General features: G+C 71.1%; 16 protein-coding genes. 8 read left to right on the top strand and 8 right to left on the bottom strand.

Annotated elements, in window-relative coordinates; all coding sequences use genetic code 11:
* Positions 1–25: 25 nt before the first annotated feature.
* Together ACIO9J_RS05010 and ACIO9J_RS05015 are read right to left on the bottom strand one after the other, a co-directional pair.
* On the bottom strand, positions 26–1,147 hold the full coding sequence (locus tag ACIO9J_RS05010; protein WP_401992605.1) for an NAD(P)/FAD-dependent oxidoreductase: 1,122 nt from the start codon (positions 1,145–1,147) through the stop codon (positions 26–28).
* Complete coding sequence (locus tag ACIO9J_RS05015; RefSeq protein WP_401992608.1) at positions 1,144–2,112, bottom strand: hypothetical protein; 969 nt, start codon at positions 2,110–2,112, stop codon at positions 1,144–1,146. The genes ACIO9J_RS05010 and ACIO9J_RS05015 overlap by 4 nt, the downstream gene beginning before the upstream one ends.
* A gap of 357 nt (positions 2,113–2,469) precedes the next feature.
* Here ACIO9J_RS05015 and ACIO9J_RS05020 point away from each other — a divergent pair, with 357 nt between their 5' ends.
* Entirely contained in the window at positions 2,470–3,468 is a 999-nt protein-coding gene (locus ACIO9J_RS05020; protein WP_401992610.1) for a TerC family protein, read from the top strand.
* Positions 3,469–3,719: 251 nt separating this feature from the next.
* Positions 3,720–5,093: an FAD-dependent oxidoreductase gene (locus ACIO9J_RS05025; protein WP_401992613.1), complete on the top strand. Its 1,374-nt coding sequence runs from the start codon at positions 3,720–3,722 to the stop codon at positions 5,091–5,093.
* Between the two features lie 74 nt (positions 5,094–5,167).
* Here ACIO9J_RS05025 and ACIO9J_RS05030 read toward each other — a convergent pair whose 3' ends face one another.
* The 3 genes from ACIO9J_RS05030 to ACIO9J_RS05040 all read right to left on the bottom strand — a co-directional run bounded on the left by ACIO9J_RS05030 (position 5,168) and on the right by ACIO9J_RS05040 (position 13,244).
* The gene (locus ACIO9J_RS05030) at positions 5,168–9,121 is read right to left on the bottom strand and encodes a type I polyketide synthase (protein WP_401992616.1); all 3,954 of its coding nucleotides are present in this window, start codon (positions 9,119–9,121) and stop codon (positions 5,168–5,170) included.
* Between the two features lie 287 nt (positions 9,122–9,408).
* Positions 9,409–10,182 carry a thioesterase II family protein gene (locus tag ACIO9J_RS05035; protein WP_401992619.1) on the bottom strand — a complete coding sequence of 258 codons (774 nt, stop codon included), beginning with the start codon at positions 10,180–10,182 and terminating at the stop codon, positions 9,409–9,411.
* A 293-nt stretch (positions 10,183–10,475) separates the two neighbouring features.
* Positions 10,476–13,244, bottom strand: a complete 2,769-nt coding sequence (locus tag ACIO9J_RS05040; protein WP_401992622.1) for an AAA family ATPase — start codon at positions 13,242–13,244, stop codon at positions 10,476–10,478.
* Between the two features lie 912 nt (positions 13,245–14,156).
* Here ACIO9J_RS05040 and ACIO9J_RS05045 point away from each other — a divergent pair.
* Positions 14,157–14,690 (top strand): GNAT family N-acetyltransferase, encoded by a 534-nt coding sequence (locus ACIO9J_RS05045; protein ID WP_401992625.1) that lies wholly within the window; start codon positions 14,157–14,159, stop codon positions 14,688–14,690.
* A gap of 57 nt (positions 14,691–14,747) precedes the next feature.
* On the opposite strand, the gene ACIO9J_RS05050 is transcribed toward ACIO9J_RS05045, so the two are convergent.
* Positions 14,748–15,302: a two-component system response regulator gene (locus ACIO9J_RS05050; RefSeq protein WP_401992628.1), complete on the bottom strand. Its 555-nt coding sequence runs from the start codon at positions 15,300–15,302 to the stop codon at positions 14,748–14,750.
* Positions 15,303–15,509: 207 nt separating this feature from the next.
* On the opposite strand from ACIO9J_RS05050, the gene ACIO9J_RS05055 reads away from it, so the two are divergent.
* From ACIO9J_RS05055 to dctA, 4 genes are all read left to right on the top strand, one after another.
* Entirely contained in the window at positions 15,510–16,493 is a 984-nt protein-coding gene (locus ACIO9J_RS05055) for a threo-3-hydroxy-L-aspartate ammonia-lyase (protein ID WP_401992631.1), read from the top strand.
* A 76-nt stretch (positions 16,494–16,569) separates the two neighbouring features.
* Positions 16,570–17,463 carry a LysR family transcriptional regulator gene (locus ACIO9J_RS05060; protein ID WP_401992634.1) on the top strand — a complete coding sequence of 298 codons (894 nt, stop codon included), beginning with the start codon at positions 16,570–16,572 and terminating at the stop codon, positions 17,461–17,463.
* Between the two features lie 155 nt (positions 17,464–17,618).
* Positions 17,619–18,674 (top strand): tartrate dehydrogenase, encoded by a 1,056-nt coding sequence (locus tag ACIO9J_RS05065; RefSeq protein ID WP_401992637.1) that lies wholly within the window; start codon positions 17,619–17,621, stop codon positions 18,672–18,674.
* 81 nt (positions 18,675–18,755) lie between these two features.
* Positions 18,756–20,141 carry a C4-dicarboxylate transporter DctA gene (gene dctA / locus ACIO9J_RS05070; protein ID WP_401992640.1) on the top strand — a complete coding sequence of 462 codons (1,386 nt, stop codon included), beginning with the start codon at positions 18,756–18,758 and terminating at the stop codon, positions 20,139–20,141.
* On the opposite strand, the gene ACIO9J_RS05075 is transcribed toward dctA, so the two are convergent.
* On the bottom strand, positions 20,109–21,269 hold the full coding sequence (locus ACIO9J_RS05075) for a glycosyltransferase (protein WP_401992643.1): 1,161 nt from the start codon (positions 21,267–21,269) through the stop codon (positions 20,109–20,111). The two genes, dctA and ACIO9J_RS05075, sit on opposite strands and share 33 nt — an antisense overlap.
* 158 nt (positions 21,270–21,427) lie before the next feature.
* Positions 21,428–22,237 carry a phosphotransferase gene (locus ACIO9J_RS05080; RefSeq protein ID WP_401992646.1) on the bottom strand — a complete coding sequence of 270 codons (810 nt, stop codon included), beginning with the start codon at positions 22,235–22,237 and terminating at the stop codon, positions 21,428–21,430.
* A gap of 377 nt (positions 22,238–22,614) precedes the next feature.
* Here ACIO9J_RS05080 and ACIO9J_RS05085 point away from each other — a divergent pair, with 377 nt between their 5' ends.
* The gene (locus ACIO9J_RS05085; protein WP_401992648.1) at positions 22,615–24,138 is read left to right on the top strand and encodes a chitinase; all 1,524 of its coding nucleotides are present in this window, start codon (positions 22,615–22,617) and stop codon (positions 24,136–24,138) included.
* Positions 24,139–24,187: the final 49 nt, after the last annotated feature.

Here is a 24,187-nt window from a genome sequence, read left to right on the forward strand (position 1 = left end):
ACCACCCGGCAGCGTGCCCTTTTCCCTATCCGGTCCCGGCCGGTTCGCCGAGGCAGCGGGCGGTGGAGAGAGGGGCCGTGTCGATCCAGGATTCCTTGCCGAGCACGAGGTTCCGGACGATTTCTCCGGCGGCCGGTGCCTGGCACAGTCCCTGGCCGGAGAATCCGGCGGCGTAGAAGAAGGGGCGGGAGTCGTCCCGGCCGATGAAGGCCATCCCGTCCGGGCTGACGTCGAGGTCTCCGGTCCACCCGCTGTCGATGCCGTGGTCGGCGAGCGACGGGCAGATCGTGCCGAGGGTGCCCGACACGCGCTCCAGCCAGGCCTGCCGGGTCTCGTCGGGAGCGGGGCGGCCCATCCCGATGAGGATGCGCTCGCCCCAGCTCCTGATCCGCAGGCTGGACGGGTGGAGGGTCATCGGCAGCGCGTCGAGCGGCGCACCGCCGGGCGCGTCCGGGGTGTCGGTCAGGAGCATCTCGACGGGGTAAGGGGACACGGGAATCCGCACGTCGGCCAGGGCCCCGACCGTGTCCGCCCAGGGCCCTGCCGCGCAGACGACGTTGTCCGCGCGGATGCTGCCCTCGGGCGTGTGGACGACACCGTCCGGGTCGATCCCGGTGACGGGCGTCTCCGTGCGCAGGACGGCACCGGCCTTCTCGGCGGCGGTGGCGTAGGCGCGCACGATCGCGGCCGGGTCGCAGCCGTAGGCCTCGGGCGCCCAGGCGGCGCCCAGGACGGTCCGCTCGTCGACCAGCGGGTTCAGCCGCGCCACCTCGGCGGGGGTCACGAACTCGACGTCGACACCGGCCGCGTGCTGGGCGGCCTGGGTGTCCCGGAACTCCCGCACCTGCTGTTCGTCGGTGAACAGCACGAGCAGGCCGATGCGTCGCAGGCCGAGGTCGGTGCCGGTCCGTTCGGCCAGGGCCTGGTAGGCGGCCAGGCTCCGTACGGCGAGGTTGCTGATGAGCGGCTTGCCGGGGAAGTAGGTGCGCACGACGCCCGCGGTGGTCCCGGAGGAGCCCGAGCCGAGCGCGCCGCGCTCCAGCAGGACGGTGCCGACGCCCGACTCGGCGAGCTGGCACGCGACGGAGGTGCCGATGACGCCGCCGCCGATGACGACGGCGTCGGCGCGCTCGGGGAGTCGACTCACGACTGGTGGACCGGCTCGGCGGTGGTCAGCTGGCGCAGGTGGTCACCGGAGTCCCACGGGTACAGGTGCAGGTTCCAGCCGCCCAACAGGTTGATGTAGAGGGCGAGTTGGCTCACCACGCTCAGGAAGTCGTCGCGGTCGAGCTCGTCGAGGCAGGCCAGGAAGCGCTGCGTGAAACTCCACAGCTCTTCGAGGCCGCAGTAGCCGAGGAACTCGGCGGGGACGCCGACCAGCAGCCGCGTCATGTGGCGCAGGGACTCCAGCGGCATGCCCTGGACCGAGGCCCGGACCAGACCGCCGTAGGTGGCGTAACCCAGCGGGCGCGTCTCGCCGTTGACGAACAGCAGGGTCGGCAGCACCGTCTCGAAGCTGCCCGCGCCGGACGGGATCACTCCCTCGTGGAGCTCCACGAGCTCCTTGGGTCCCGCCAGCCAGTCGCGCTCGGTCGCGGTGTACACGTCGTGGATGAGACTGCTCGCGTCGGCATTCGCGGCGGTCAACTTCGGTATTCGGTGGCCGCCTTCGGAGCCCGCCTTGCGGACCTCCACCAGGATCGGCTTCTTCGTCGCGTAGACCGAATCCCAGACCGCCTGCGCCGCCTCCAGGAGCGCGGGCATGTCCTCCTGCCGGATGCGGCCGACGGGCGCGGCGGGCATCGGTTCGGTCAACGTGCCGTACTTGATGCCCAAATGCTGGAGGCCGGAGCAGAATACGGTTCCGTTGGGAGCGTCACGGCGGTCCGGGATCCGCGTTTCGGGGGTCAGGTGCAGCAGTGACGGAATCGGTGCCGCGTGGTAGAGATGTTCCCCCGCCACCAGCGCGTGTCCCTGCAGACTCTGATAGGGCAACGATTCCCACAGCGCGTCGGCGAGTTCGCTGTTACGGCCGTCGAGTTCCGCGGTCACGGTGATACCCAGGTCGGGCCAGGCGATCTCGACATGCCGACCGGAAAACGTGTCAGTCAAGATTTTCCCCTTAGTTCAGTTGACCTGAATGGAAACTCCCTGCGATCGGGCCTCAAGGTACCGGCGATCAAGCGCCGCCCCACCCCTAATCAGCCCCCTATCGTGGCCGTCACGCGACCCCAGCGCGCCGCGCGGAACCGGCTCTGGCCAGGCTTGACTTTTACCTTCACGTGACACATGCGTCTCCTTTCGGACACCCCGACACACGCCCGGACAGAGCGAGTTGATCGACCCCCGACGAGGCGCCGACGGGGGCCCTGCTCACGAATCCCGCGACCAGGCCTCCATACCGTTTCTTTACTATCCTTTGGTAATCCTTGTACTGTTGGCAGCTCTCGCCACAGGGAGGGATCCAGGTTGAACGTCTCAATGACCATGTGGGTGCTCACAGTTGCCGGACTGTGTGTGCTCATCGCGGCCGACTTCTTCATCGGCGGCCGTAAGCCGCACGAGGTCTCGATCAAGGAGGCGGGCATCTGGTCGGCCGTCTGGATCGCTCTGGCCACGCTCTTCGGCATCGGCCTGCTGATCTGGGGCGGCGGAGAGGCCTCGGGTGAGTTCTTCGCGGGCTACGTCACCGAGAAGTCCCTCAGCGTCGACAACTTGTTCGTCTTCGTACTGATCATGGCGAAGTTCGCGGTCCCGCCGATCTACCAGCAGCGGGTCCTGATGATCGGCGTGCTGATCGCACTGGTGCTGCGCGCCGTGTTCATCGCCGCGGGCGCCGCCGCGATCAACTCGTTCGCGTGGGTCTTCTTCATCTTCGGTGCCTTCCTCATCTGGACCGCCTGGAAGCTCATCCAGGAGGCGCGGGCCGGCGAGGAGGAAGAGGACTGGGAGGAAGGCCGCCTGATGAAGGCGATCGAGCGGCGCCTGCCCTCCACCGACAAGTGGCACGGCACGAAGATGTTCGTCCGTGAGAACGGCAAGCGGCTGGCCACCCCGATGCTGATCGTGATGCTGGCCATCGGCATCACGGACGTGCTCTTCGCGGTGGACTCGATCCCGGCGATCTTCGGCCTGACCCAGGACCCGTACATCGTCTTCACCGCCAACGCCTTCGCCCTGATGGGCCTGCGGCAGCTGTACTTCCTCATCGTCGGCCTGCTGAAGAAGCTGGTCCACCTGTCGTACGGCCTGTCGGTCATCCTCGCCTTCATCGGCGTGAAGCTGGTCCTGCACGGCATCCACGAGACGACGTCGCTGAACGTCCCCGAGGTCTCCCTGCCGGTCTCGCTGAGCGTCATCTTCGGCGTACTGATCATCACGACGATCACCAGCCTCGCCGCGACGAAGAAGGCCGCGAAGGCCGAGGCGGAGAAGGCCGACGACGAGAAGGCGGACGCCCGGGGCTGAGCCCGCGTCCCTACGAATCGGGCCGCTCCCGGCCGGGGTGCCAGGGGGCGGCCCGCTCCCTCTGTCCGACCGGTAGGGGGCCCCTATCTTCGCCGCCCGGCCTCCACAAGGCCGAGCGGCGCGGCCTAGCATCGCGGCGTGACGCAGTCGGCTCAACGGCACGGGCACGGTGCCCGGCCTGGGCACGGGCGTGGGGTGTGGCCGCCGCTTCGCAGTGAATCGCAAGGGCAGCACGACATCCAGGAGCATGCATGGTTTCACGAATCGTGGTCGCGGGCGGAGGCATCGCCGGGCTGAGCGCCGCGCTGCTGCTCGCCCGCCAGGGGTACGCGGTGGACCTGGTCGAGCGCGACGGTCCCCCGCCGGAGAGCCTCGGCGACATCCAGGAGTGGCAGCGGCCGGGTGCGCCGCAGGTCCGTCACCCGCACATGTTCCTCGGCCTGTTCCGGCACCTGCTGCACACCCGACTGCCCGACGTGCACGCGGACTTGCTCGCGCACGGCGTCGACGAGGTGGACAACACCGCGCCGCCCGGGGCCGAGGCGCCGGCCGGCGCGACCGTACTGGCGAGCTTCGGCTCACGCCGGGCGACCGTCGAGTGGGTGCTGCACCGCGCCGTGCGGAAGCAGGCCGGCATCCAGGTCCACCACGGTCTGTCCGTCCGCGAGGTCGTGGCCGACCAGGGACGTGTCCGGGGCGTGCGGGTGGACGGCGAGGTGCTCGAAGCGGACGCGGTGGTGGACGCCACGGGGCGGCGCTCCCCGCTGGTCGGCGCCTTCATCAAGGAGGTGGAGGAAAGCCCCTGCGGCAACGTCTACCACAGCCGTTTCTACCGGCTCATGGACGGCGTACCGAAGCCGCCGACGTTCCTGGTTCCCGTGGTCTTCGCGGGCGGGGCGGGCTTCGGTGGCGGGCTCTACGCGCACGACAACCGCACGTTCGCCGTGGTGTTCGCCCGCCTTCCGGAGGACGAGACGCTCGGGCGGCTGCGCGAGACCGGCGCGTTCGAGGCGGCGGCGGACGCCGTGGCCCAGTTCGGGCCGTGGCTCCAGCCGGGCAGCTCCGAGCCGATCGGCGACGTCGTGCCGATGGCCGGACTCACCAACACCTGGCGCGAGTTGTCGCCGGAGACGCCGGACGGCTATCTGCCGCTCGGGGACGTGCTGTGCACGACCGACCCCATCCTGGGCCGTGGCGCGTCCTTCGCCCTGTCGGGTGCGGTCGAACTGAGTGAGCTGATGGGCCGTCACAAGTCCGACCTGGCAGCGGTGGGCGCCGGACTGCGCGCCCACGCCGAGCACGAGCTCCGGCCCTGGTACGAGGACGGGGTGCACGACGACGTGGAGCGCACCCGCAGCTGGCGCGCGACGGTGAGCGGCGAGCAGGAGCCGCCCGCCGAGCTCCCGTTGGGCGTACTCGCCGCCCTGGCGGGTCAACAGGACCACCGCCTGTGGGAGTTGGCGCAGCTGCGCGCCAATCTGATGGCCGCCCCGGACAGCCTGGACACCCCCGAGGTGCGCGAGCGGCTCGACGCCGTGCTGACCTCCGACTGGGAGCCGCCGGTGCTCTCCCCCGGCCCGACCTACCCGGAGCTGACGAACGCGCTGGCCGCGTACGGCGACTGAACGACCTGCATACCGAAGGGCCCCGGCAACTGCCGGGGCCCTTCGGCGTTCCGTGGGGCTCGCACCCCCCGGCCTCAGTCGGCCTGCGGTCGCCCGAGGCGGTGTCCGTGCCGCGTCGCGTCGGACAGCCGCTCCAGGAGGAGGACTCCGACGCCCTCGCTCCACGCGGTGCCGTCGGCCGCCTCGGCGAACGGCTTGCAGCGTCCGTCCGGGGCCAGTCCGCGCTGCCTGCTGAACTCGGTGAACATGCCGGGCGTCGCCATCACGGTCACCCCGCCGGCCAGCGCCATGGAGCACTCGCCGCGCAGCAGCGCCTGCCGCGCCAGGTGCAGTGCCACCAGTGAGGACGAGCACGCGGTGTCGACGGTCAGCGCGGGACCTTCAAGTCCCAGCGTGTAGGCCACTCTTCCGGAGGCGACGCTGGAGGTGCTGCCGGTCAGCACGTAGCCCTCGTAACCGGCGGGTGCGGCGTCCAGGCGTGAGCCGTAGTCCTGCGAGGTCGCGCCGAAGAACACTCCGGTGGGGCTGCCCGCGAGACCGACCGGGTCGATCCCGGCGCGCTCCAGCGCCTCCCAGGAGGTTTCCAGGAGCAGCCGCTGCTGGGGGTCCATCGCGTCGGCCTCGCGCGGGCTGATGCCGAAGAAGGCCGCGTCGAACTGCGTCGCGTCGCGCAGGAAGCCGCCCTGTCGTACGTAGCTGCGCGCGCCGTTCTCCTGGTCCGGGTCGAAGAGTTCGTCCAGGGGCCAGCCGCGGTCGTCGGGGAACTCCGACACGGCGTCGCCTCCTTCGGCCAGCAGTCGCCACAGGTCCTCGGGGGACCGGACGTCGCCGGGGAAGCGGCAGCCGATGCCGACGATCACGACCGGCTCGTCCCGGTCGGGGTCCGCGGTGGGGGCGGCGGGCGCGGCGGGCGCCGTGGGGAGCAGTTCGCCACGCAGGTGGCGGGCGAGGCGGGCCGGGGTCGGGTGCTCGAACAGGACGGTCGGGGGCAGGTGCAGACCGGTGGCGTCGTTCATCTGCCGCCGCAGCTCGACCGCCATCATCGAGTCGAGACCGAGCTCCCGGAACGACCGGTCGGCTTCGACGCCGTCCGTGGAGGGGTGCTCCAGCACGTGTGCCGCGCGCTCCCTGACCAGGTCGAGCAGCGTCCGGTCGCGGTCGGCGTCGGGCAGTTGGGCGAGCCGGTCGGCCAGGGACTGCCGGCCTGCCTCCGTGGCGGGCGCCGGCTCCTCGTCGGCGTACGCGTCCGTGAACGGGGCCCGTGCGGCGGGGAGTTCAGGGGTGGCGGGCGCCTGCACCGGCTCAGGGGCGACGGTCGCCCGCGCCGTGCCCGTGGGCGCTTCCCACCAGTGCCGCTCACGCTGGAAGGGGTACGTGGGCAGCGGCACGCGTCGGCCGTCCGGCCCTTCGAGTACGGCGGACCAGTCCACCGGCACGCCCTGGGTGTGCGCCTCGGCCAGGCTGGTCAGGAACCGCCGCCTGCCGCCGTCGTCACGGCGCAGCGAACCCACCGTGACAGCGGGCACCCCGGCCGCGGCGGCCGTGTCGGCCACTCCTGCGAGCAGGGCCGGATGCGGACCGCACTCCACGAACTGCCGGTGCCCGTCGGCCAGTAGCAGCCGGACGGTCTCCTCGAACCGGACGGTCTGCCGGATGTTCCTGAACCAGTAGTCGGCGTCGAACCCGGCCGTGTCCACCAGCTCGCCGGTGACCGTCGAGTAGAACGGCACCTCTCCCTCGCGGGCGGAGATCCCGGCCAGGGCCTCGTGGAGTTCCTCGCGGATCTCCTCCGTCTGCGCCGAGTGCGAGGCGTAGTCGACGGGCAGCCGACGCGCCTGGAACCCTTCACCGACGGCCTGGTCCACGAAGGCGTCCACCAGGCCGGGTTCACCGGCGACCACCGTCGACACCGGCCCGTTGACCGCCGCGACCGACAGGCCGCCCGCGACGTCGCCGACCCGCCGCGCGACCTCGTCCGCGGGCATCGACACCGCGGCCATCGCACCCCGGCCCGACAGGCTCCGCAGGGCCCGGCTGCGCAGGGCCACGACGCGCGCCGCGTCGGCCAGCGACAGCGCGCCCGCCACGTACGCGGCCGCGATCTCGCCCTGGCTGTGCCCGACCACCGCGGCCGGACGCACACCCAGCGATTCCCACAGCCGTGCCAGCGACGTCATCACCGCGAACAGCGCGGGCTGCACCACGTCCACCCGGTCGAGCGACGGCGCGTCCGGCTCCCCGCGCAGCACGGACAGCAGCGACCATCCGGTGTACGGCTCCAACTCCCTCGCGCACACCCGCAGATGGTCGGCGAAGACCGGGAACTCCCCGTACAGCTCCAGCCCCATGCCGAGCCACTGCGACCCCTGGCCGGGGAAGACGAACACGGCGTCCCCCTGGACGGCCCGCCCGGTCACCGCGTCCGCCGAGGACTCGGCACGGGCCACAGCGGCCAGCGCGTCCGACCGCGCCGCGCGGTCGTCGCCGAGCACCACGGCCCGGTGCTCGAACAGGGTGCGGTGTCCCGCCAGCGTCCGGCCCACGTCGAGGTGCCCGAGGTCCGGGTCGGCTTCGACGCGGGCGCGCAGTCGGTCCGCCTGCTCGCGGAGCGCGGCCTCGGTGCGGGCCGAGAGGACCCAGGGGATGGTGCGCGCCGGGCTCTCTTCCGGTGCGGACCCCTGCGTCTCGGGCCCCTCCGTCTCGGGCCCCTCCGTCTCGGACTCCCGCGTCTCGGACTCCGCGGCCAGTACGACATGGCAGTTGGTGCCACCCATGCCGAACGAGCTCACACCGGCGAGGGCCGGGCCCGTGCCGTCGGGCCACGGCGTCAGCTCGCGGACGACGTCCATCCGCAGCTCGTCGAGGGGGATGTCCGGGTTCGCCCGGACGAAGTTGAGGCTCGGCGGGATCCGGCGGTGTGCCAGCGAGAGCACCGCCTTGACCAGACCGGCGATACCGGCCGCGCCCTCCAGGTGCCCGATGTTCGTCTTCACCGAACCGACGAGGAGCCGGCTGCCCACCGGCCGGTCCGACGTCAGGGCCGCGCCCAGCGCGGCCGCCTCGACCGGGTCCCCGACCGGGGTGCCGGTGCCGTGCAGTTCCACGTATCCCACGTGTTCGGGAGCGACCCCGGCCCGCCGGTAGGCCGTCCTGAGCACCTCCGCCTGGGCCCGGCCGCTGGGCCGGGTGAGGTTGGCGCCCCCGCCGTCGTTGTTGACGGCGCTGCCCCGGATCACGCAGTAGACGGTGTCGCCGTCGGCCCGCGCCCGATCCAGGGGCTTGAGCACCACCATCGCCCCGCCCTCGCCCCGGACATAACCGTCGGCGCGTTCGTCGAAGGTGTGGCAGCGGCCGGTGGGCGAGAGCGCGCCGAACCGGGCGGCGGTCACGGCGCTCTCCGCGACGAGGTTGAGGTGCACTCCGCCGACGAGCGCGATCTCGGACTCGCCCCTGCGCAGGCTCTCCGCCGCCAGGTGCACCGCGACCAGGGACGACGACTGGCCGGTGTCGACGGTGAGGCTCGGCCCGGTCAGACCGAGACCGTAGGAGACCCGGTTGGCGATGAGGCTCCGGTGCAGTCCCGTGATGCTGTGCGCGCCGATGGCCGACATGCCCTGGCCGTGCAGCAGCCGGGCGTAGTCGTCCGCGATCGCGCCGACGAACACACCGGCAGGGCCGCCGCGCACCGTCTCAGGGACGATGCCCGCGTCTTCGAGAGCCTCCCAGCACAGTTCCAGCGCCAGCCGCTGCTGCGGGTCCATGGTCCGCGCCTCGCGCGGCGAGACGCCGAAGAACGCCGCGTCGAACCGGTCGACCTCGTCGAGGAAGGCGCCCAAGTGGGCTTCCCGCTCCGGCGGTTCGGCCGTCCACCGCCCGGCCGGTACCCGCCCGACGGCGCTGCGCCCTTCGGCCAGCAGGCGCCAGAAGGCTTCGGGTGTCGCGGCCTCCGGGAGCCGGCAGGACACTCCGACCACGGCTATCGGCTGACAGCCGTGACGGCCGTACGAATCGGTCGCCGATTCCAGCATTGCCGAAATCACCTCCATGGTCGCGAGGAAAACGAGCGAGGAAACGTGCGTGGGAAGAGCCGGGCCGTCAGTGCCTGACGGAACGACGCCGTGCGCGGTCGGCGGGACGCCCACCGCTGGGACGGAACGGGGAAGACGAAGAAGAGGGGAGGGGAGGGGAGGGACGGGCGGGGAGGGGCGTGAGGGCTCAGCGGATGCCGATGGCCAGGACGGCCGGGGTGGCCAGGACCGCGTCCCCCGCGGGGTGCCGCGCCGGGCGCGGCCGCGCACACGAGTGCGTCGGCAGGTCAGGAGGCATGGGCCCGGCCCTCGAACACGGCGATGCGGTCGACGACCGCGGCGGCCACGTCGGGCCACTGGTCGGACAGGTAGAAATGTCCGCCGGGGAACGTGCGCAGCGAGAACCCGGCATCGGTGATCCGCTGCCAGGCCCTGGCGTCGTCGAGGCTCACGCGGGGGTCGGTGTCGCCGACCAGCGCGGCGATCGGAGCCCGCAGCCGGTCGCCCTCGCGGTAGCGGTAGGTCTCCACCGCCCGGTAGTCGGCCCGCAGGGCGGGCAGGGCCATGCGCAGCAGTTCGTCGTCCTGCAGCACGGTCGCCGCGGTACCGCTCAGGGAGCGGATCTCCGCGATGACCGCGTCGTCGTCACGCTGGTGGACGTTCTCGTCCCGGTGCACGACGGGAGCCCTGCGGCCCGAGGCGATCAGCCCGAGCAGCGCGCCCGGCGCCGACCGTTCGATCCGCAGGCCCAGTTCGAATCCGAGGACCGATCCCATGCTGTGTCCGAGGATGACCAGGGGCTGCGAGGGAGGGGGCGCCAGCAGTTCGCAGATCCGGTCGGCGAGGGCGCGCACGTCGTCGAAGGGCGTCTCCTGGCGCCGGTCCTGGCGTCCCGGGTACTGCACGCTGACCACGTCGACGTCCGGCGCCAGCGCGCGGGCCAGCGGCAGGAACTGTGGTGCCCCGCCGCCCGCGTGCGGCAGACAGATCAGCTGGACGGCGCCGGGCGCCGCGGGTACGTATCTGCGGAACCAATTGTTCCGGTCCGCGGCTACGTTCATCGGTTCAAGACCCCTCATCCTCAGCGCAGTCGGCCGGCGTGTGCGGCGCCCGATCTGTTGGGAAACTCTTTGCCATCGAGCGTCAACGTACCGGCGATCAAGCGCGGTCCCACCCCTAATCAGCCCCCTATCGTGGCGGTCGCCCTACCCCAGCGCGTCGCCCGATACCGCCCCTGACCAGGCACGACGCACGAGGCCCCCGTGCCGCAGGGGAGGCGTCGGACGCCTCGCCCCTACGGCACGGGGGCCTCGTCGGATCCCCGTCCTGTCGTGAGCGCTATCGCTGAAGACGGTCAGTGCTCGGCCGAGCCCACCAGGTACAGCTCCGCGGGGAGGCTGGAGCGGCTGCTCACCCGGAGCTTGCGGTAGACCTTGGTGAGGTGCTGCTCCACCGTGCTCACCGTGATGAAGAGCGTGCGGCTGATGTCGCGGTTGCTCCGGCCCTGCGCGGCCAGTGCCGCGACCTTGCGCTCGGCCTCGCTCAGCTCGGTGAAGCCGGGGGTGTTCTGCTGCGCCGCGGGAGCGTCCTCCTGCTGTTCCGCGCCGTCGGTCTTCTGCAACCGCCAGTAGAGCGGCTCGGCACCGCAGAACTTGGCGATCCGCTTCGCCTGGTGCGCGCTGAGCCGGAACTCGGCGAAGCGCCCGTACTCCAGTTCGACGTCGCTTGTATCGGCGAGCGCGAGGGCCAGCTCCAGCTGGTCCCCCGATTTGAAGAGCACGTTCACCGCGTCCCTCAGCATGGCGGCCCGGCCCGGCAGGTCGAGCGTGGCGGCCATGATGCGCAGCGAGCTGCCGTGCACCCGGTCGTCCTCGACGTTCACCAGGAGCAGCTGCTCCTCCAGCGCGGCTCTGGCGCTGTGCGGCTCCTGGAGCAGCAGCCACGCCTCGGCCAGATCGCTGCGCCAGGGGATGAAGTTCGGGCCGTCGAGGTGCGAGTTGACCAGGTGGGTGCCGCACTCCTGAAGGTCCGCCAGCGCCGCGTACGGCCGGTCGATGGCGATGTAGAAGCGGCCCCGGGCATGCAGGAAGTGCAGCCAGAACGCGTTCTGATGAGCCTCGGGGAGGGCCTCTTTGACGAGCGCCTCCGCTTCGCTCGTCTTCCCCATGGCCGTGGTGGCGTGCACGAGACAGGACAGCGGCAGGCCGACGGCCGCGCCCCAGTTGTGCGGCGGCATCACGGCCAGGGCCCGGCGCGTGTGCCGCTCGGCGTCGATCAGGTCGCCCCTGCGCAGCGCCACCACCCCCTCGACGGCCGCGAGCAGGGCCACCCAGGCCACGGCCCGGTGCTCTTCAGCCTCGGGCCTGAGCGTCGCGCACCAGCGCTGGGCGTCGTCGAGGCGGTTGCCGTAGGCCAGGACGAGCAGCGCGGACAGCACGGCGACCGGCAGGGCGTCGGCAAGTCGACAGCTCTGCAATACCTGTTCGGCGCTCTTGACCAGGTCGCTCCACGACTTGCCCTCGACCGCCCCCTCCTCCCTGGCGCACTCCGCCCACGTCGTTCCGTCGGCGCGGCCCTTGTCCTTGAGGGGCGACACCCAGCGAAGCCACTGCCGTACGAGCATCACCTCCGCGGCGCCGGTCAGGTCGAACTCGCGCTCCTGCGTGCCGATGCGCTCCAGCACCGCCGTCGCTTCCTCCGCGCCGCCCTGCCACGCGAGGGAGCTGCTGAGCAGCAGGATGCCGCGGCCGCCCAGGCTTCCGTCGTCGAGGGCCGAACGCAGCGGCGCCAGCAGCGAGTTGACCGCCGACGGCTTGACCAGCCACAGCACCCGCGCCAGGGACCCCAGCACCTCGGCGCGCTCCCGGGCGTCGGTGCAGGCCTCGCGGGCGACCTCGAGGAACTCGGCCGCGCGGCACGGATCCCCTTCCCTCATGGCCTGTCTGGCCGCGTCGCGGAGGACCCCTACGGACCACTTCTGCGGGATGCCTCCGGCGGCGACGAGGCGGTCGGCGATCTTCGACGGCAGCGCGCCGTCATGGTGCAGTTGCAGCGCGGTGCGCTCGTAGAGCACGCCGAGCGCGTCCTCGCCGAGCCCTCTCAACGCTGCTCCCTGGACGGCGGGATGGCAGAACCACCCGGAGCGGAGCAGTCCCGTGTCGGTGAGCGCGCTCAACGTCTGGACCACCGTCCGGCGTTCACTCTCCAGCAGCCGCGCCAGTACGGCGACGGAGGCCGGTCCGCCGAGAGCGGCCAAACCCCGAGCCACATCGAGCAGTCGAGGGTCCCAGCGGTGCAGGCACGCCTCGATGGCGACCTGGAAGTGGGCCCCCGGGGACAGCTCGTCCTCGACGGGTGCGCCCTCCGCGTCCGGGGACGCGGGCTCGGCACCCCGGGGGAACTGGTCCTGGCACAGGGCTTGCAGGAGCAGGGGGCTTCCCCCTGTCGCCGCGAGGAAGGACGGCGCGAGCCGTTCCGCACGCGTATCGCCCAGCCGCTGGTGCCGCAGCCAGTCGGTTACTCCCGCCAGCGAGAGCGGGCTCAGATTCAGGTAGCAGAAATATGGCTGCTTGATGCACTCGGACAGGATGCCCGGTCCTGCGGAGTTGAATATCCGCCACTCGGCGAATACCGCGACGACGGGCTTCGAAGCGAGTCGGCGCAGCATCAGGAGAAGCGCCTGAAGACTGACCGAGTCCGCGTACTGCATATCATCGAGGGCCAATACCAGGGGGCGGCTATCGGCCGCTTCAAGGAGAATATCTGTTAATTCATCCACCACACACGTGCTCAGCGCAGAATCCCGGGATTCCACCTCCTGACAGGTCAGAATGAACTCAAGGCGCTCTTTTTCCTCGGCGCTCAACTCAACGGAGCGAAATACCTGCCTCAACACCCCCAAGTCGTTGACCTGCTCGGAACGGGCCGCGGACGCACTCAGCACCAGTGCGCCGACGGCCTTGGCGTAGCCGGAGAATCCCGTCAGGAGCGTCGTTTTCCCCATACCGCCCGGACCTGCGACCAGGGCAACTTTTCGGCCTGTCATCATGCACTCATCAAGCATCCGCTTCAGGATTTGTAGCTCAGCATGCCGCTCAACCCAGATCACTGAATCCCCCTTCACTGCAGAGCCATCCAGCCAAGTTCACCCGTGATTTAACAACTTTGGCTGAACTTTAATGTATCCCCACCTCCCTGCGATCAGTCAAGATCCCCCTACCCGGCCTTTACTCTGCCCATCTAGAAAAAATGCCAAACAATGCCCCATAAGGCCGGGAAAGCTACACATCGACTGGCCGAGGCTGGCCGAAGATATGCGCCCGAGGGCGGGCGCTCGCGCCTTCGGGACGGAGAGTACGATTCCGTTTTCCGGCCCAACTGGGCCCGAACGCGGGAACGGGCCCCGAAATCGCCCCGCGCGCCTCACGGCCCGCCGCCGGAACACCTCTCGCGGCGAGGCCGAAATCGATCACCGGGACGGCACTGGGGCACCACCGGGGCGGCGCCAGGTCTACACCAAAGCAGCACCAACACCCGCCTCGCGCCACCCAGTCGACACACACCCACACGCTCCGTACTCGGCCGATCACTCGGCTCCCCGTGAAGGCTTCACCATCACCCCCCGAAACGTGGGCAAGCGCACACTTCAACGACGGCACAGTTCAGACATATTGCCCTTGCGTGCCCCGCCGCAAGGCGACGGGCATGCCGCGCAATCAGTTGCCGCCGCCGCTCCGCACCGATGGCCTATCCATGAGAGATCCACGCGAGGAGACACCGGAGCGACCTCGGCGAAGAATCCGAATAACCCGCTTCCGCTCTCGAGTTGACGACAATGGACCGGCCTTGCGGCGTGCCGACTTCCGAATCGCGGAACGCTGTGGCATATGCGCCGCGAGAGAGCCAGTCGCTCCACGCGGGCAATCTCCGTAACTGCACAACATGCGCAACTACGGAATCCGCCCCCTACGCCTTCGGGCCGACCCCCTATGGCCCGATTACCACCACCCCTCCCCCGTTCGGCAGGATGAGACCCATGACCGAGATCCGCACCCCCCGCCTCCTCCTTCGCCGCTGGCACGACGACGACCTCGCGCCCATGGCGGACATCAACGCGGACCCGCGCGTCATGCGCTGGACCGACGAGGGCCCCAGCGGCGACCTGGACGCCACGGCCGAGGCCATCGAGCGCTGGGAGGAGGAGTGGGACGACGAGGGCTTCGGCCTCTTCGCCGTGGAACTCCTCGCCTCCGGCGAACTCGCCGGTTTCACCGGCCTCTTCGTCCCCGAATTCCTCCCCGAGGCAGGGTCCGACGTGGCGATCAGCTGGCGGCTCGGCGCCCAGTTCTGGGGCCAGGGCTACGCCTCGGAAGCCGCCCAGGCCACCCTCGAATTCGCCCTCCAGGACCGCGGCATCGACCGCGTCATCGCCATCGACCGCCTCGGCAACGAGGCCTCGGCCAACGTCATCCGCAAACTCGGCATGACCCTGGACCACGAAACGACCCACCCGACCTCGGGCCATCCGCTGCTGGTGCATGCGATCGATCTCACCGAGTACGAGGCGTAGCCCACGGCGTGACGGGGGCCCACGGCTGACGGGCCTACGGCATACGTGTACCGGCCGTCACTGCTGTCGCCCGTCATGCACCACACGGTTCGGCCGGTTCGTGCCCTTCGGCTGTTCCGGGACCCTTGGGGGTGTGGGGTCCTGGCGGTCCGGTGAGGTGTGGTCCCGGGGTGGGGTGGTGGAGCCGTTGGCCCGTAGCGCGTCGAGTTCCTGTTGGAGGGCGCGTGTGCGCACGTATGCCTCGTAGAGGTAGCGGACCTTCGTGCGCAGGGTCCATGGGTCGACGGGTTTCAGGATCACGTCGGCCACGCCGAACATGAAGGCCGCCGCGGCCAGGTCACGGCTCATGCCGAAGCCGGTGAGCAGCAGGATGGGGATGTACTGGGTCTGCTCCAGGCGGCGCATGTAGCGGACCACGTCGAGACCGCCGGAGCCGGGCATGCGGACATCGAGCAGGACCAGGCCGATGTCGCCCCGGAGTATCTGCTTGAGCGCGTCGTCGCCGTTGGTGACACAGATCAGTTCGTAGTGCAGAGGTGCCAACGCGCTTTCGAGCGCGAACAAGGTGTCCGCGTGGTCATCGACGATGAGGATCTTCGAATCCGCCGCCATGAGTTGAGCCCCCTCACTCCACCAACCAGATTATGCCCAAGGTGAGTTGAAGAGCGTTCCTCTGCGGCATGCACCGTGTCGTGTCCTTCCGGTCGGGCCGTCGACCTGGTGAGCTGTCCCTGTCTTGATCAGCGTTCTTCTCGTACCCGTCCGGATCCAGCCCCGTCGTACCCGTCCGGATCCACCCCCGTCGCGTAAGGACACACCATGGCCGCAGCACCGCCCGTCACCTTCGACGACGTCCGGCAGGCCGCCGCGCGTCTCGACGGCGTCGCCCACCGCACCCCCGTCCTCACCTCACGCACCCTCGACGCCCTGGTCGGCGCCCAGGTGTTCATCAAGTGCGAGAACTTCCAGCGCGTCGGCGCCTTCAAGTTCCGCGGCGCCTACAACGCCGCCGCCCAGCTGCCCGCCGAACGGCTCGCCAAGGGCATCGCCGCGTATTCCTCGGGCAATCACGCCCAGGCCACCGCGCTGGCCGCCCGCGAACTCGGCACCACCGCGGTCATCCTCATGCCCGAGGACGCCCCGCGGTCCAAGCGGGAGGCCACCGCGGGCTACGGCGCGGAGATCGTCACCTACGACCGCTACACCGAGGAACGCACCGCCCTCGGCGAGGCCCTCGCCGCCGACCGCGGCCTCGCCCTCGTCCCGCCCTACGACCACCCCCACGTCATCGCGGGCCAGGGCACCGCAGCGCTCGAACTCATCGAGGAGACGGGACCGCTCGACGCCCTCGTGGTGCCCGTCGGCGGCGGCGGGCTCATCGCCGGGTCCGCCACCGCCGCAAAGGCGCTCCACCCCGCCACCAGGATCATCGGCGTCGAACCGGAAGCGGGCGACGACACCAAGCGCTCCCTGGAGAGCGGCACACGCGTCACCATCCCCGTACCGAGGACCATCGCCGACGGCCAGGCGCTGCCCACTCCGGGCGAGATCACCTTCGAGATCAACCGGCGGCTGGTCGACGGGATCTCGCTCGTCGACGACGCGGACATCGTGGGCGCCATGCGGTTCGCCTTCGAACGCCTGAAGATCGTCCTCGAACCCAGCGGGGCCACCGCCCTCGCCGCGCTCATCGCCGGCCGCGTCGAGGCGGGGCCGCGCGGGGCCGCGCCCCGCAGGATCGGTGTGATCGCCTCCGGTGGGAACATCGACACACAGCGGTTCACGGAACTGCTCACCGGCTGACGTCTCCCGGACCCGGCCGACGAGCGGGGACGGCAGGTGACCGGGGACGGCACCGGGGCGTGAGGAGCACGTACGGATGGACATCAGGCACCTGGAGTACTTCCTGGCGATCGTGGATCACGGCGGGTTCAACCGCGCCGCCTCCGCCCTGTACGTCTCCCAGCCGTCCCTGTCACAGGCCGTCCGGGCGCTGGAGAGGGACCTCGGCACGGACCTCTTCCACCGCATCGGGCGCCGCGCGGTCCTCACGGAGGCCGGGAACGCCCTGATCGGCCCGGCCCGTGAGGCCGTGCGGAGCCTGCAGACCGCACGGTCGAGCGTCGAGGCCGTGCACGAGCTGCGCACGGGACGCCTCGACGTGGCCTGCATGCCGTCCCAGGCGGTGGAGCCGCTCACCACCCTGATCCGCGCGTTCAGCGAGCGGTATCCGGGGGTGTCCGTGGCGGTCAGGGCGGCCTTCACCTCGCGCGAGGTGATCGACATGGTCCGCACCGGCGCCGTCGAGCTGGGGCTCCTCGCGTCGGCGGGGCCGGTCTCCGAGAAGGAGGTCGCGCGCTACGGCCTCGGCCGCCAGCGGTTCGTCCTCGTCGTCCCGCCGGACAGCCCGCTGGCGGGCCGCGAGACCGTGAACTGCGCCGAACTGACGGGCCTGCGGCTGATCGTCGGCCAGCTCGGCACCGGCATGCGCGCCTATGTGGACGCCCTGCGCGAGCAGGGCGTCGACTTCACGGTCGCCGCCGAGACCGAGCACCGGGTCGCCCTGCTGCCGCTGGTGCTCGGCGGGGTCGGCGTCGCCGTCGTCACCGATTCGTGGCGGGACATCGCCCGGCAGGCGGGCGCGCACGTCCTGGACATCGAGCCGGAGACCACGCTGGACATCGCGCTGGTGAGCAGGCTCGGCAGCGTCTCGCCCGCGGCGGCGGCGTTCGTCGGGATCGCCGGGGGCACGCGGGCCGACGCGGAGAGCTGACCGGGCCCGCACACCCACCGGACCGGGCCGCGCCCCTCACACACCCCTGACCGGACCCGCCCACCCCCTGCGCGTACCGCTGATAACCCCCGCCTATAAGGCAGATCCGGTTTCCGTCTTGGACGCCCCACCAGGCGCGTTGCTGCAATCGACGCATGACGAACCACCGCATCGCCCTGATCCCCGGCGACGGCATCGGCGCCGAAGTGCTGCCGCCCGCCCGGCAGGTACTCGACGTCCTCGGCCGCCGCCATGGCTTCGGCCTCACCTACACGTCGTACGACTGGTCGTGCGAACGCCATCTGCGCGAGGGCGCGATGATGCCGGACGACGGCATCGACCAGCTCCGCGACAAGGACGCCATCCTGCTCGGCGCCGTCGGCTACCCGGGCGTCCCCGACCACGTCTCGCTGTGGGGCCTCCTGATCCCCATCCGGCGTGCCTTCCGCCAGTACGTCAACCTCCGCCCCATCCGCGTGTTCGACGGCGTCGAGAGCCCGGTGCGCGGCGCCCGCCCCGGCGAGGTCGACTTCGTGGTGGTCCGGGAGAACGTCGAGGGCGAGTACAGCGAGGTCGGCGGCCGGATGAACAGGGGCTTCGCCGACGAACTTGCCGTACAGGAAGCCGTGTTCACCCGGGCGGGCGTCACCCGCGTCCTCGACCACGCCTTCGAGCTCGCCACGCGCCGCGGCGGCCGGCTCACCTCTGCGACGAAGTCGAACGGCATCGTGCACACGATGCCCTTCTGGGACCAGCTGGTGACCGAGCGCGCCGCCCGCTTCCCTCAGGTCACCTGGGAACAGGAGCACATCGACGCGCTCGCGGCGAAGTTCGTCCTCGCCCCGCAGAGCTTCGACGTGGTCGTCGCCTCCAACCTCTTCGGCGACATCCTCAGCGACCTGGCCGCCGCCGTCGCCGGGTCCATCGGCATCGCCCCGGCCGCCAACCTCAATCCGGAGCGCGAGTTCCCCTCCATGTTCGAGCCGGTGCACGGCTCCGCCCCCGACATCGCGGGCAAGGGCATCGCCAATCCGCTGGGGGCGATCTGGTCGGCGGCCATGATGCTCGACCACCTGGGCCACCCCGACGCCGCCAAGGACATCACCGACGCGATCGCCGCGCTGCTCGCCAAGACGGAGGTGCGCACGCGCGATCTCGGGGGCACCGCGACGACCGCGGAGTTCACCGGGAAGCTCCTCGAACTGCTCTAGGCCACCCGCACCCGTCCACCGAATCGCGCCGGGCCATCCGCTCCAGGCCACCCGCACCCGTCCACGACGAGGAGACACGCCATGGCAGCACCCGACTCCCCCGCTCCACCGGTGCCCCCACCGACCGGGCAGCGCTGGTACCGGCAGCTCTACTTCTGGGTCCTCACCGCCATCGTCACGGGCGTCCTGACCGGCTGGCTCTGGCCCTCGGTCGGCACCGGCCTCGAACCGGTCGGCACGACCTTCGTCGCCGCGATCAAGATGCTCATCACCCCGATCGTCTTCCTGACGGTCGTGGGCGGCATCGGCAGTGTCGACAGCCTCGGCCGGGTCGGCAGGGTGGGGCTCAAGTCCCTGCTCTACTTCCAGGCGGGCACGCTGGCCGCGCTGCTCGTCGGGCTGGTCGCCGTCAACGTCTTCCAGCCCGGCGCGGGCGTCCACGCCCACCCCGGCGACCTCCAGCTCCAGGGCGACGCGCGCGACTACGTCAAGAGCGGTGAGGACCAGGGGTGGTGGCACTTCCTGACCGACCTGGTGCCCGACAGCGCGGTCGGCGCCTTCGCCGAGGGCAACATCCTCCAGGTCATCTTCTTCTCGGTGCTCTTCGGCGTCGCGCTGAAGGCCGTAGGACCCGTGGGCGAGCCGATCGTCGACGGCGTCCACCGCCTCAGTGCCGTCGTCTTCAAGATCCTGCACTACGTCATGCTGGCCGCTCCCGTGGGCGCCTTCGGGGCGATGGCCTTCACCATCGGCAAGTACGGCGTCTCCACCCTCACCAGCCTCGGCCGCCTCATCGGCCTCTTCTACGGCACGTCCGCCTTCTTCGTCGTCGTCGTGCTCGGCGCGGTCACCGCCGCCCTGCGGATCAACATCTTCCGGCTGCTGCGCTATCTGCGCGAGGAGTTCGTGCTGGTGCTCGGCACCTCCTCGTCCGAGAGCGCCCTGCCCCGCCTGATGATGAAGCTCGAAGGGCTCGGCATCCGCCGCGACATCGTCGGCCTGACCGTGCCGACCGGCTACTCCTTCAACCTCGACGGCAGTTCCATCTACCTCTCGCTGGCCGCGGTCTACATCGCGCAGGCCACGGACACGCCGCTCGGCATCGGCCAGCAGCTCGGGCTGCTCGCCGTCATGATCCTGACGTCGAAGGGTTCGGGCGGGATCACCGGGGCGGGTTTCATCGCGCTTGCGGCGACCCTCTCCACCGTCGGCACGGTGCCCGCGGCGGGCATCATGCTCATCTTCGGCATCGACAAGTTCATGTCGGAGTGCCGCGCGCTGACCAACCTCGCGGGCAACAGCGTCGCCACCCTCGTCGTCGCCCGCTGGGAGAAGGCCCTGGACGTCCCGTACGTCAACCAGGTCCTGCACTCGGGGAAGCCGCGCCCCAGGCCGGAACAGGCGCAAGAAGAGGGGCGACCGCAGGAATCGGCGTCACAGCCCGTTCCGCAGCTCCGCGACGTCTAGCGGCGCCAGCCGCGCCAGTTCGGCGCCCGCGGCGCGCACCGCGGCGGCGCAGGAGGCGTCGTCGAGGAGGGCCCTGACCGCCGCGGCGATCTCGTGGCGCGTCGCCGTGGGATCGAGGGCGCGGCCGAGCCCGAGCCGTGCGAACGCGGCGGTGTTGGCGGGCTGGTCGGCGAGCAGTCCGAGGCCGAGGACGGGCGTCCCGCCCTGCACCGCGTCGAGCAGGGAGGCCCGGCCGCCGTGCGTCACGAACAGGTCGGCATGGCGCAGCAGCGCGGGCTGCGGAACCCGGCGTACGACGAGGATCCGAGGGTCCGGGCTGCACAGGTGCTCGGCGAGGTCCCCCGCCGAGACGATCGCGTCGCAGTCGACCGCCGCGAGCGCGGCCATGATCTCCCGGTACAAGTCGCCCACGACGGCGCGCAGTTCGGGCATGGCGGTGGTCAGCGTGCCGAGGCTCACGTAGACGAGGGGGCGGGCGGCGAGCGGGCGGAGCGACGAGTCCCGCCAGGCGGGCAGTTCGCCCCGCTCTCCCGCGACGGTGCGCTGGACCTCCCGCGCACCGGGCGGGGGCGTCCCGTAGAACCACGTGACCGGCGCGGGTGTGAGCAGCGGCGGCAGGACGGGAGCGTCGTCCTGGCCGTACCTCTTGTGGAGGAGGGTCAGCGCGGGCGCGATGTCGGTGTCCCAGAGGTCGACGAGCACCGGGCCGAGGCCGTTGTCCGCCGCGAGCACGGGCAGGCCGAGGACCTTGGCGGCGAGGTGCGCGCCGAAGTCGCTGCATTCGGCGATCACCAGGTCGGGGCGCGCCCGCGTCCACGCGTCGATCAGATCGCGGGCCTTCGCCTCGGCCCGGTCGGGCCAGAGCCTGCCGAAGACGTACCGGTTGAACGGCGCGTTGCCCTCCGTCGTCCAGATCTCGCTGACACCGCGTCGCACGGCGGGCTCGCACGTCCAGTCCGTCCCCGCCCGGTGGAACCGCACGCCTCTGTCCCGGGCCTGGCGGCGGAGCATGAGGGAGGCGTGGAGGGTGACGTCGTGGCCCTGTTCGAGGGCGGGACGGATGACGTAGTCGAGTGCGGAGACGTGCGAGGGGATCGGCTCGGCGGTGATGGCTGTCCGCAAGGTCACGGGGGGCTCCCAGGGGTCGCGTGGAGAACCCGACCTTGCGGTGCGCTCCGTCCCGGCCACCATGAAAGCGGGGCAATTCGGGACGCGGGAATACGGAAACGGCCTCTGACCAGGGGGAATCGCGCCCGCCTGGAACGGGGCGACGGGACGGCCCCGGCCTATGCGGCGGGCCCGTGCGGCCCCCCGGCGGGCGGCAGCCAGAACGCGGCGGGCAGCAGCTCGACCTCGTGCGCGGCCCGCTCCAGTTCGGCGGCGACCGGCTCAAGCGCGGTGTAGACCGGGTCGCCGTCGGCGGCCATCCGGCGGATGACCTCCGCGTTGGTCCTGGCCCGTGCGGCGACCACCGTTCCGAATGCGGCGCGGTCGTCGTCGTACCCGTACGCGTCGAGCAGCACGTGCAGTCGCCGCGAGCGGTCCTCGAAGGCGGTGAAGCCGGTCCGTTCGGCGAACGAGCGCGCGTGCAGGGGCACCCAGGTCAGCGCCATGAACGCCAGGTCCAGGGCGCGGGAGGACGGGCCCGCGGTGTCCCAGTCGAAGAAGCCGGCGAGGTGCCCCTCGCGCAGGACCGCGTTCCACGGGGCGGCGTCGTGGTGGCCGATGACGAGGCCGGGCCGCCAGGTCTGCCCGGCGAGCCAGCGCGCGTCCCGCGGCGGGACGAAGTCCAGCGTCGCGTCGTGCAGCCGCCGGGCCCAGCGGCCCGCGTCGACGAGCGTGCTCTCCGCGTACACCCAGTCGGGCCAGGGGAGTTCCTCGCCCGCCGTCTCGCCGTCGAGGTGGGTCAGCACCTCGCGGCCCCGGTCGTCCACGCCGAGCACCCGTGGCGCGCCCTCGAACCCTGCCGCCTCCAGGTGCCGCAGCACCGCGTGCACCGCGGGCGTCCACGGCTGTACGGGGCGGTGCACGGCGTCACCCCTGCGCACCGCGCCGACCGTCCTGCCACCGGGCAACCGCCGCTCGTCGTCGTCCATGCACCGGTTCTAGCGCGCCGAGGGCCGTTCGCGCAGCCGCATTTCGAGCGGCGGCCCGCGGTTCGTTCCGTCGGACGGACAGCCGTCCGTGGCGCGTTGGCGGGAGCCGGCCGTGGCGGGGTCCCTCGCGCGGTTCCGTGCCTTCCGCGCGGGCCGGCGGCGGCAGTCGTCCGGGTGTCCCCGCGTGCCACGGCCCTGACCAGCGGCCGCGCGGCGCACGGCGTCGCGTGCCGTCGTACGGACCCGCCCCTACCCCTCAAATTGGTCTAGTCCTCATTTGGTTCATACCATTGACATGCCTATGACCGCAGGGCTACTCCGTAGGGCAACGCCAGTGCGTCACACCTCAGTTGACGCCTCTCACCTCTTGGATGGCCATGAGACGTATGCGTTCCCTCCGTGCCGCTCTCACCGCGGCGGCCACCGCAGTGGCCGCTCTGGGCCTGACCGCGATCTCGGGCGCCCCCGCCCAGGCCGCGACCCCGCTCCCCGCCCGTGTCTTCGCCCCCTACTTCGAGTCCTGGACGGGCGAGAGCCCCGCCGCGCTCAGCGCCCAGTCGGGCGCCAAGCACCTGACGATGGCGTTCCTCCAGACGGCGACCAAGGGCTCCTGCACCGCGTACTGGAACGGCGACACCTCCCTGCCTGTCGCCCAGCAGTCCTTCGGCGCCGACATCAAGACGATCCAGGGGCGCGGCGGCGACGTCATCCCCTCCTTCGGCGGCTACACGGCGGACACCACGGGAACCGAGATCGCCGACAGCTGTACCGACGTCGACCAGATCGCCGCCGTCTACGAGAAGGTCGTCACGACCTACGACATCCCGCGGCTCGACATGGACATCGAGGTCGACGCGCTGGACAACAGCGCGGGCGTCGACCGGCGCAACAAGGCGATCAAGAAGGTCCAGGACTGGGCCGCCGCGAGCGGCCGCAAGCTGGAGATCTCGTACACCCTGCCGACGACGACCAAGGGCCTGGCGCCCAGCGGTCTCGCCGTACTCAAGAACGCCGTCACCAACGGCGCGCGGGTCGACGTCGTCAACCTCATGACGTTCGACTACTACGACAACGCGGCGCACGACATGGCGCAGGACACCAAGACCGCCGCCCAGGGCCTGTACGACCAGCTCGCCAAGCTCTACCCGGGCAAGAGCCCGGCGCAGCTCTGGGGCATGATCGGCATCACCGAGATGCCCGGCGTCGACGACTTCGGCCCGGCCGAGACCTTCACCCTCGCCAACGCCAGGACGGTCTACGACTGGGCCGTCGCCAAGGGGATCAACATGATCTCCTTCTGGGCGCTCCAGCGTGACAACGGAGGCTGCCCCGGCGGCGGCGCCAGGGACGACTGCTCCGGCATCGAGCAGAACACCTGGGACTTCACGCACGTCTTCGCGCCCTTCACCAGCGGCGGCAGCGTGCCGAGCGACGACTTCTCGCTCGCGGCGACCCCGGCGTCGGCGACCGTCAAGGCCGGCGCCTCCACCACCAGCACGGTGAAGACCTCGGTGACCTCGGGTACCGCCCAGACCGTGAAGCTGACCGCGAGCGGCGCGCCGTCCGGCGTCACCGCCTCGCTCAGCCCCGCATCGGTGACCGCGGGCGGCAGCTCGACGCTCACGCTCGCCACGACGGCCGCGGCCGTCAACGGCACGTACGAGATCACCGTCAGCGGCGCGAGCCCGTCGGCCGCGCACTCGGCGACGTTCTCCCTGACCGTCACCGGCGGCAGCGGCAACCAGTGCACGGCCGCGCCCTGGTCCACCGGCGCGATCTACACCGGCGGCCAGCAGGTCTCCCACAAGGGCCACACCTGGAAGGCCAAGTGGTGGACGACCGGCGAGGAGCCCGGCACCACCGGAGAGTGGGGTGTGTGGCAGGACCTCGGGGCCTGCTGATCCCCGCACCGCACCGCACCGTGCCGGGACCGTCCGACGGCCCCGGCAC

Source organism: Streptomyces sp. NPDC087300 (genome assembly GCF_044744425.1).
Lineage (GTDB): Bacteria > Actinomycetota > Actinomycetes > Streptomycetales > Streptomycetaceae > Streptomyces.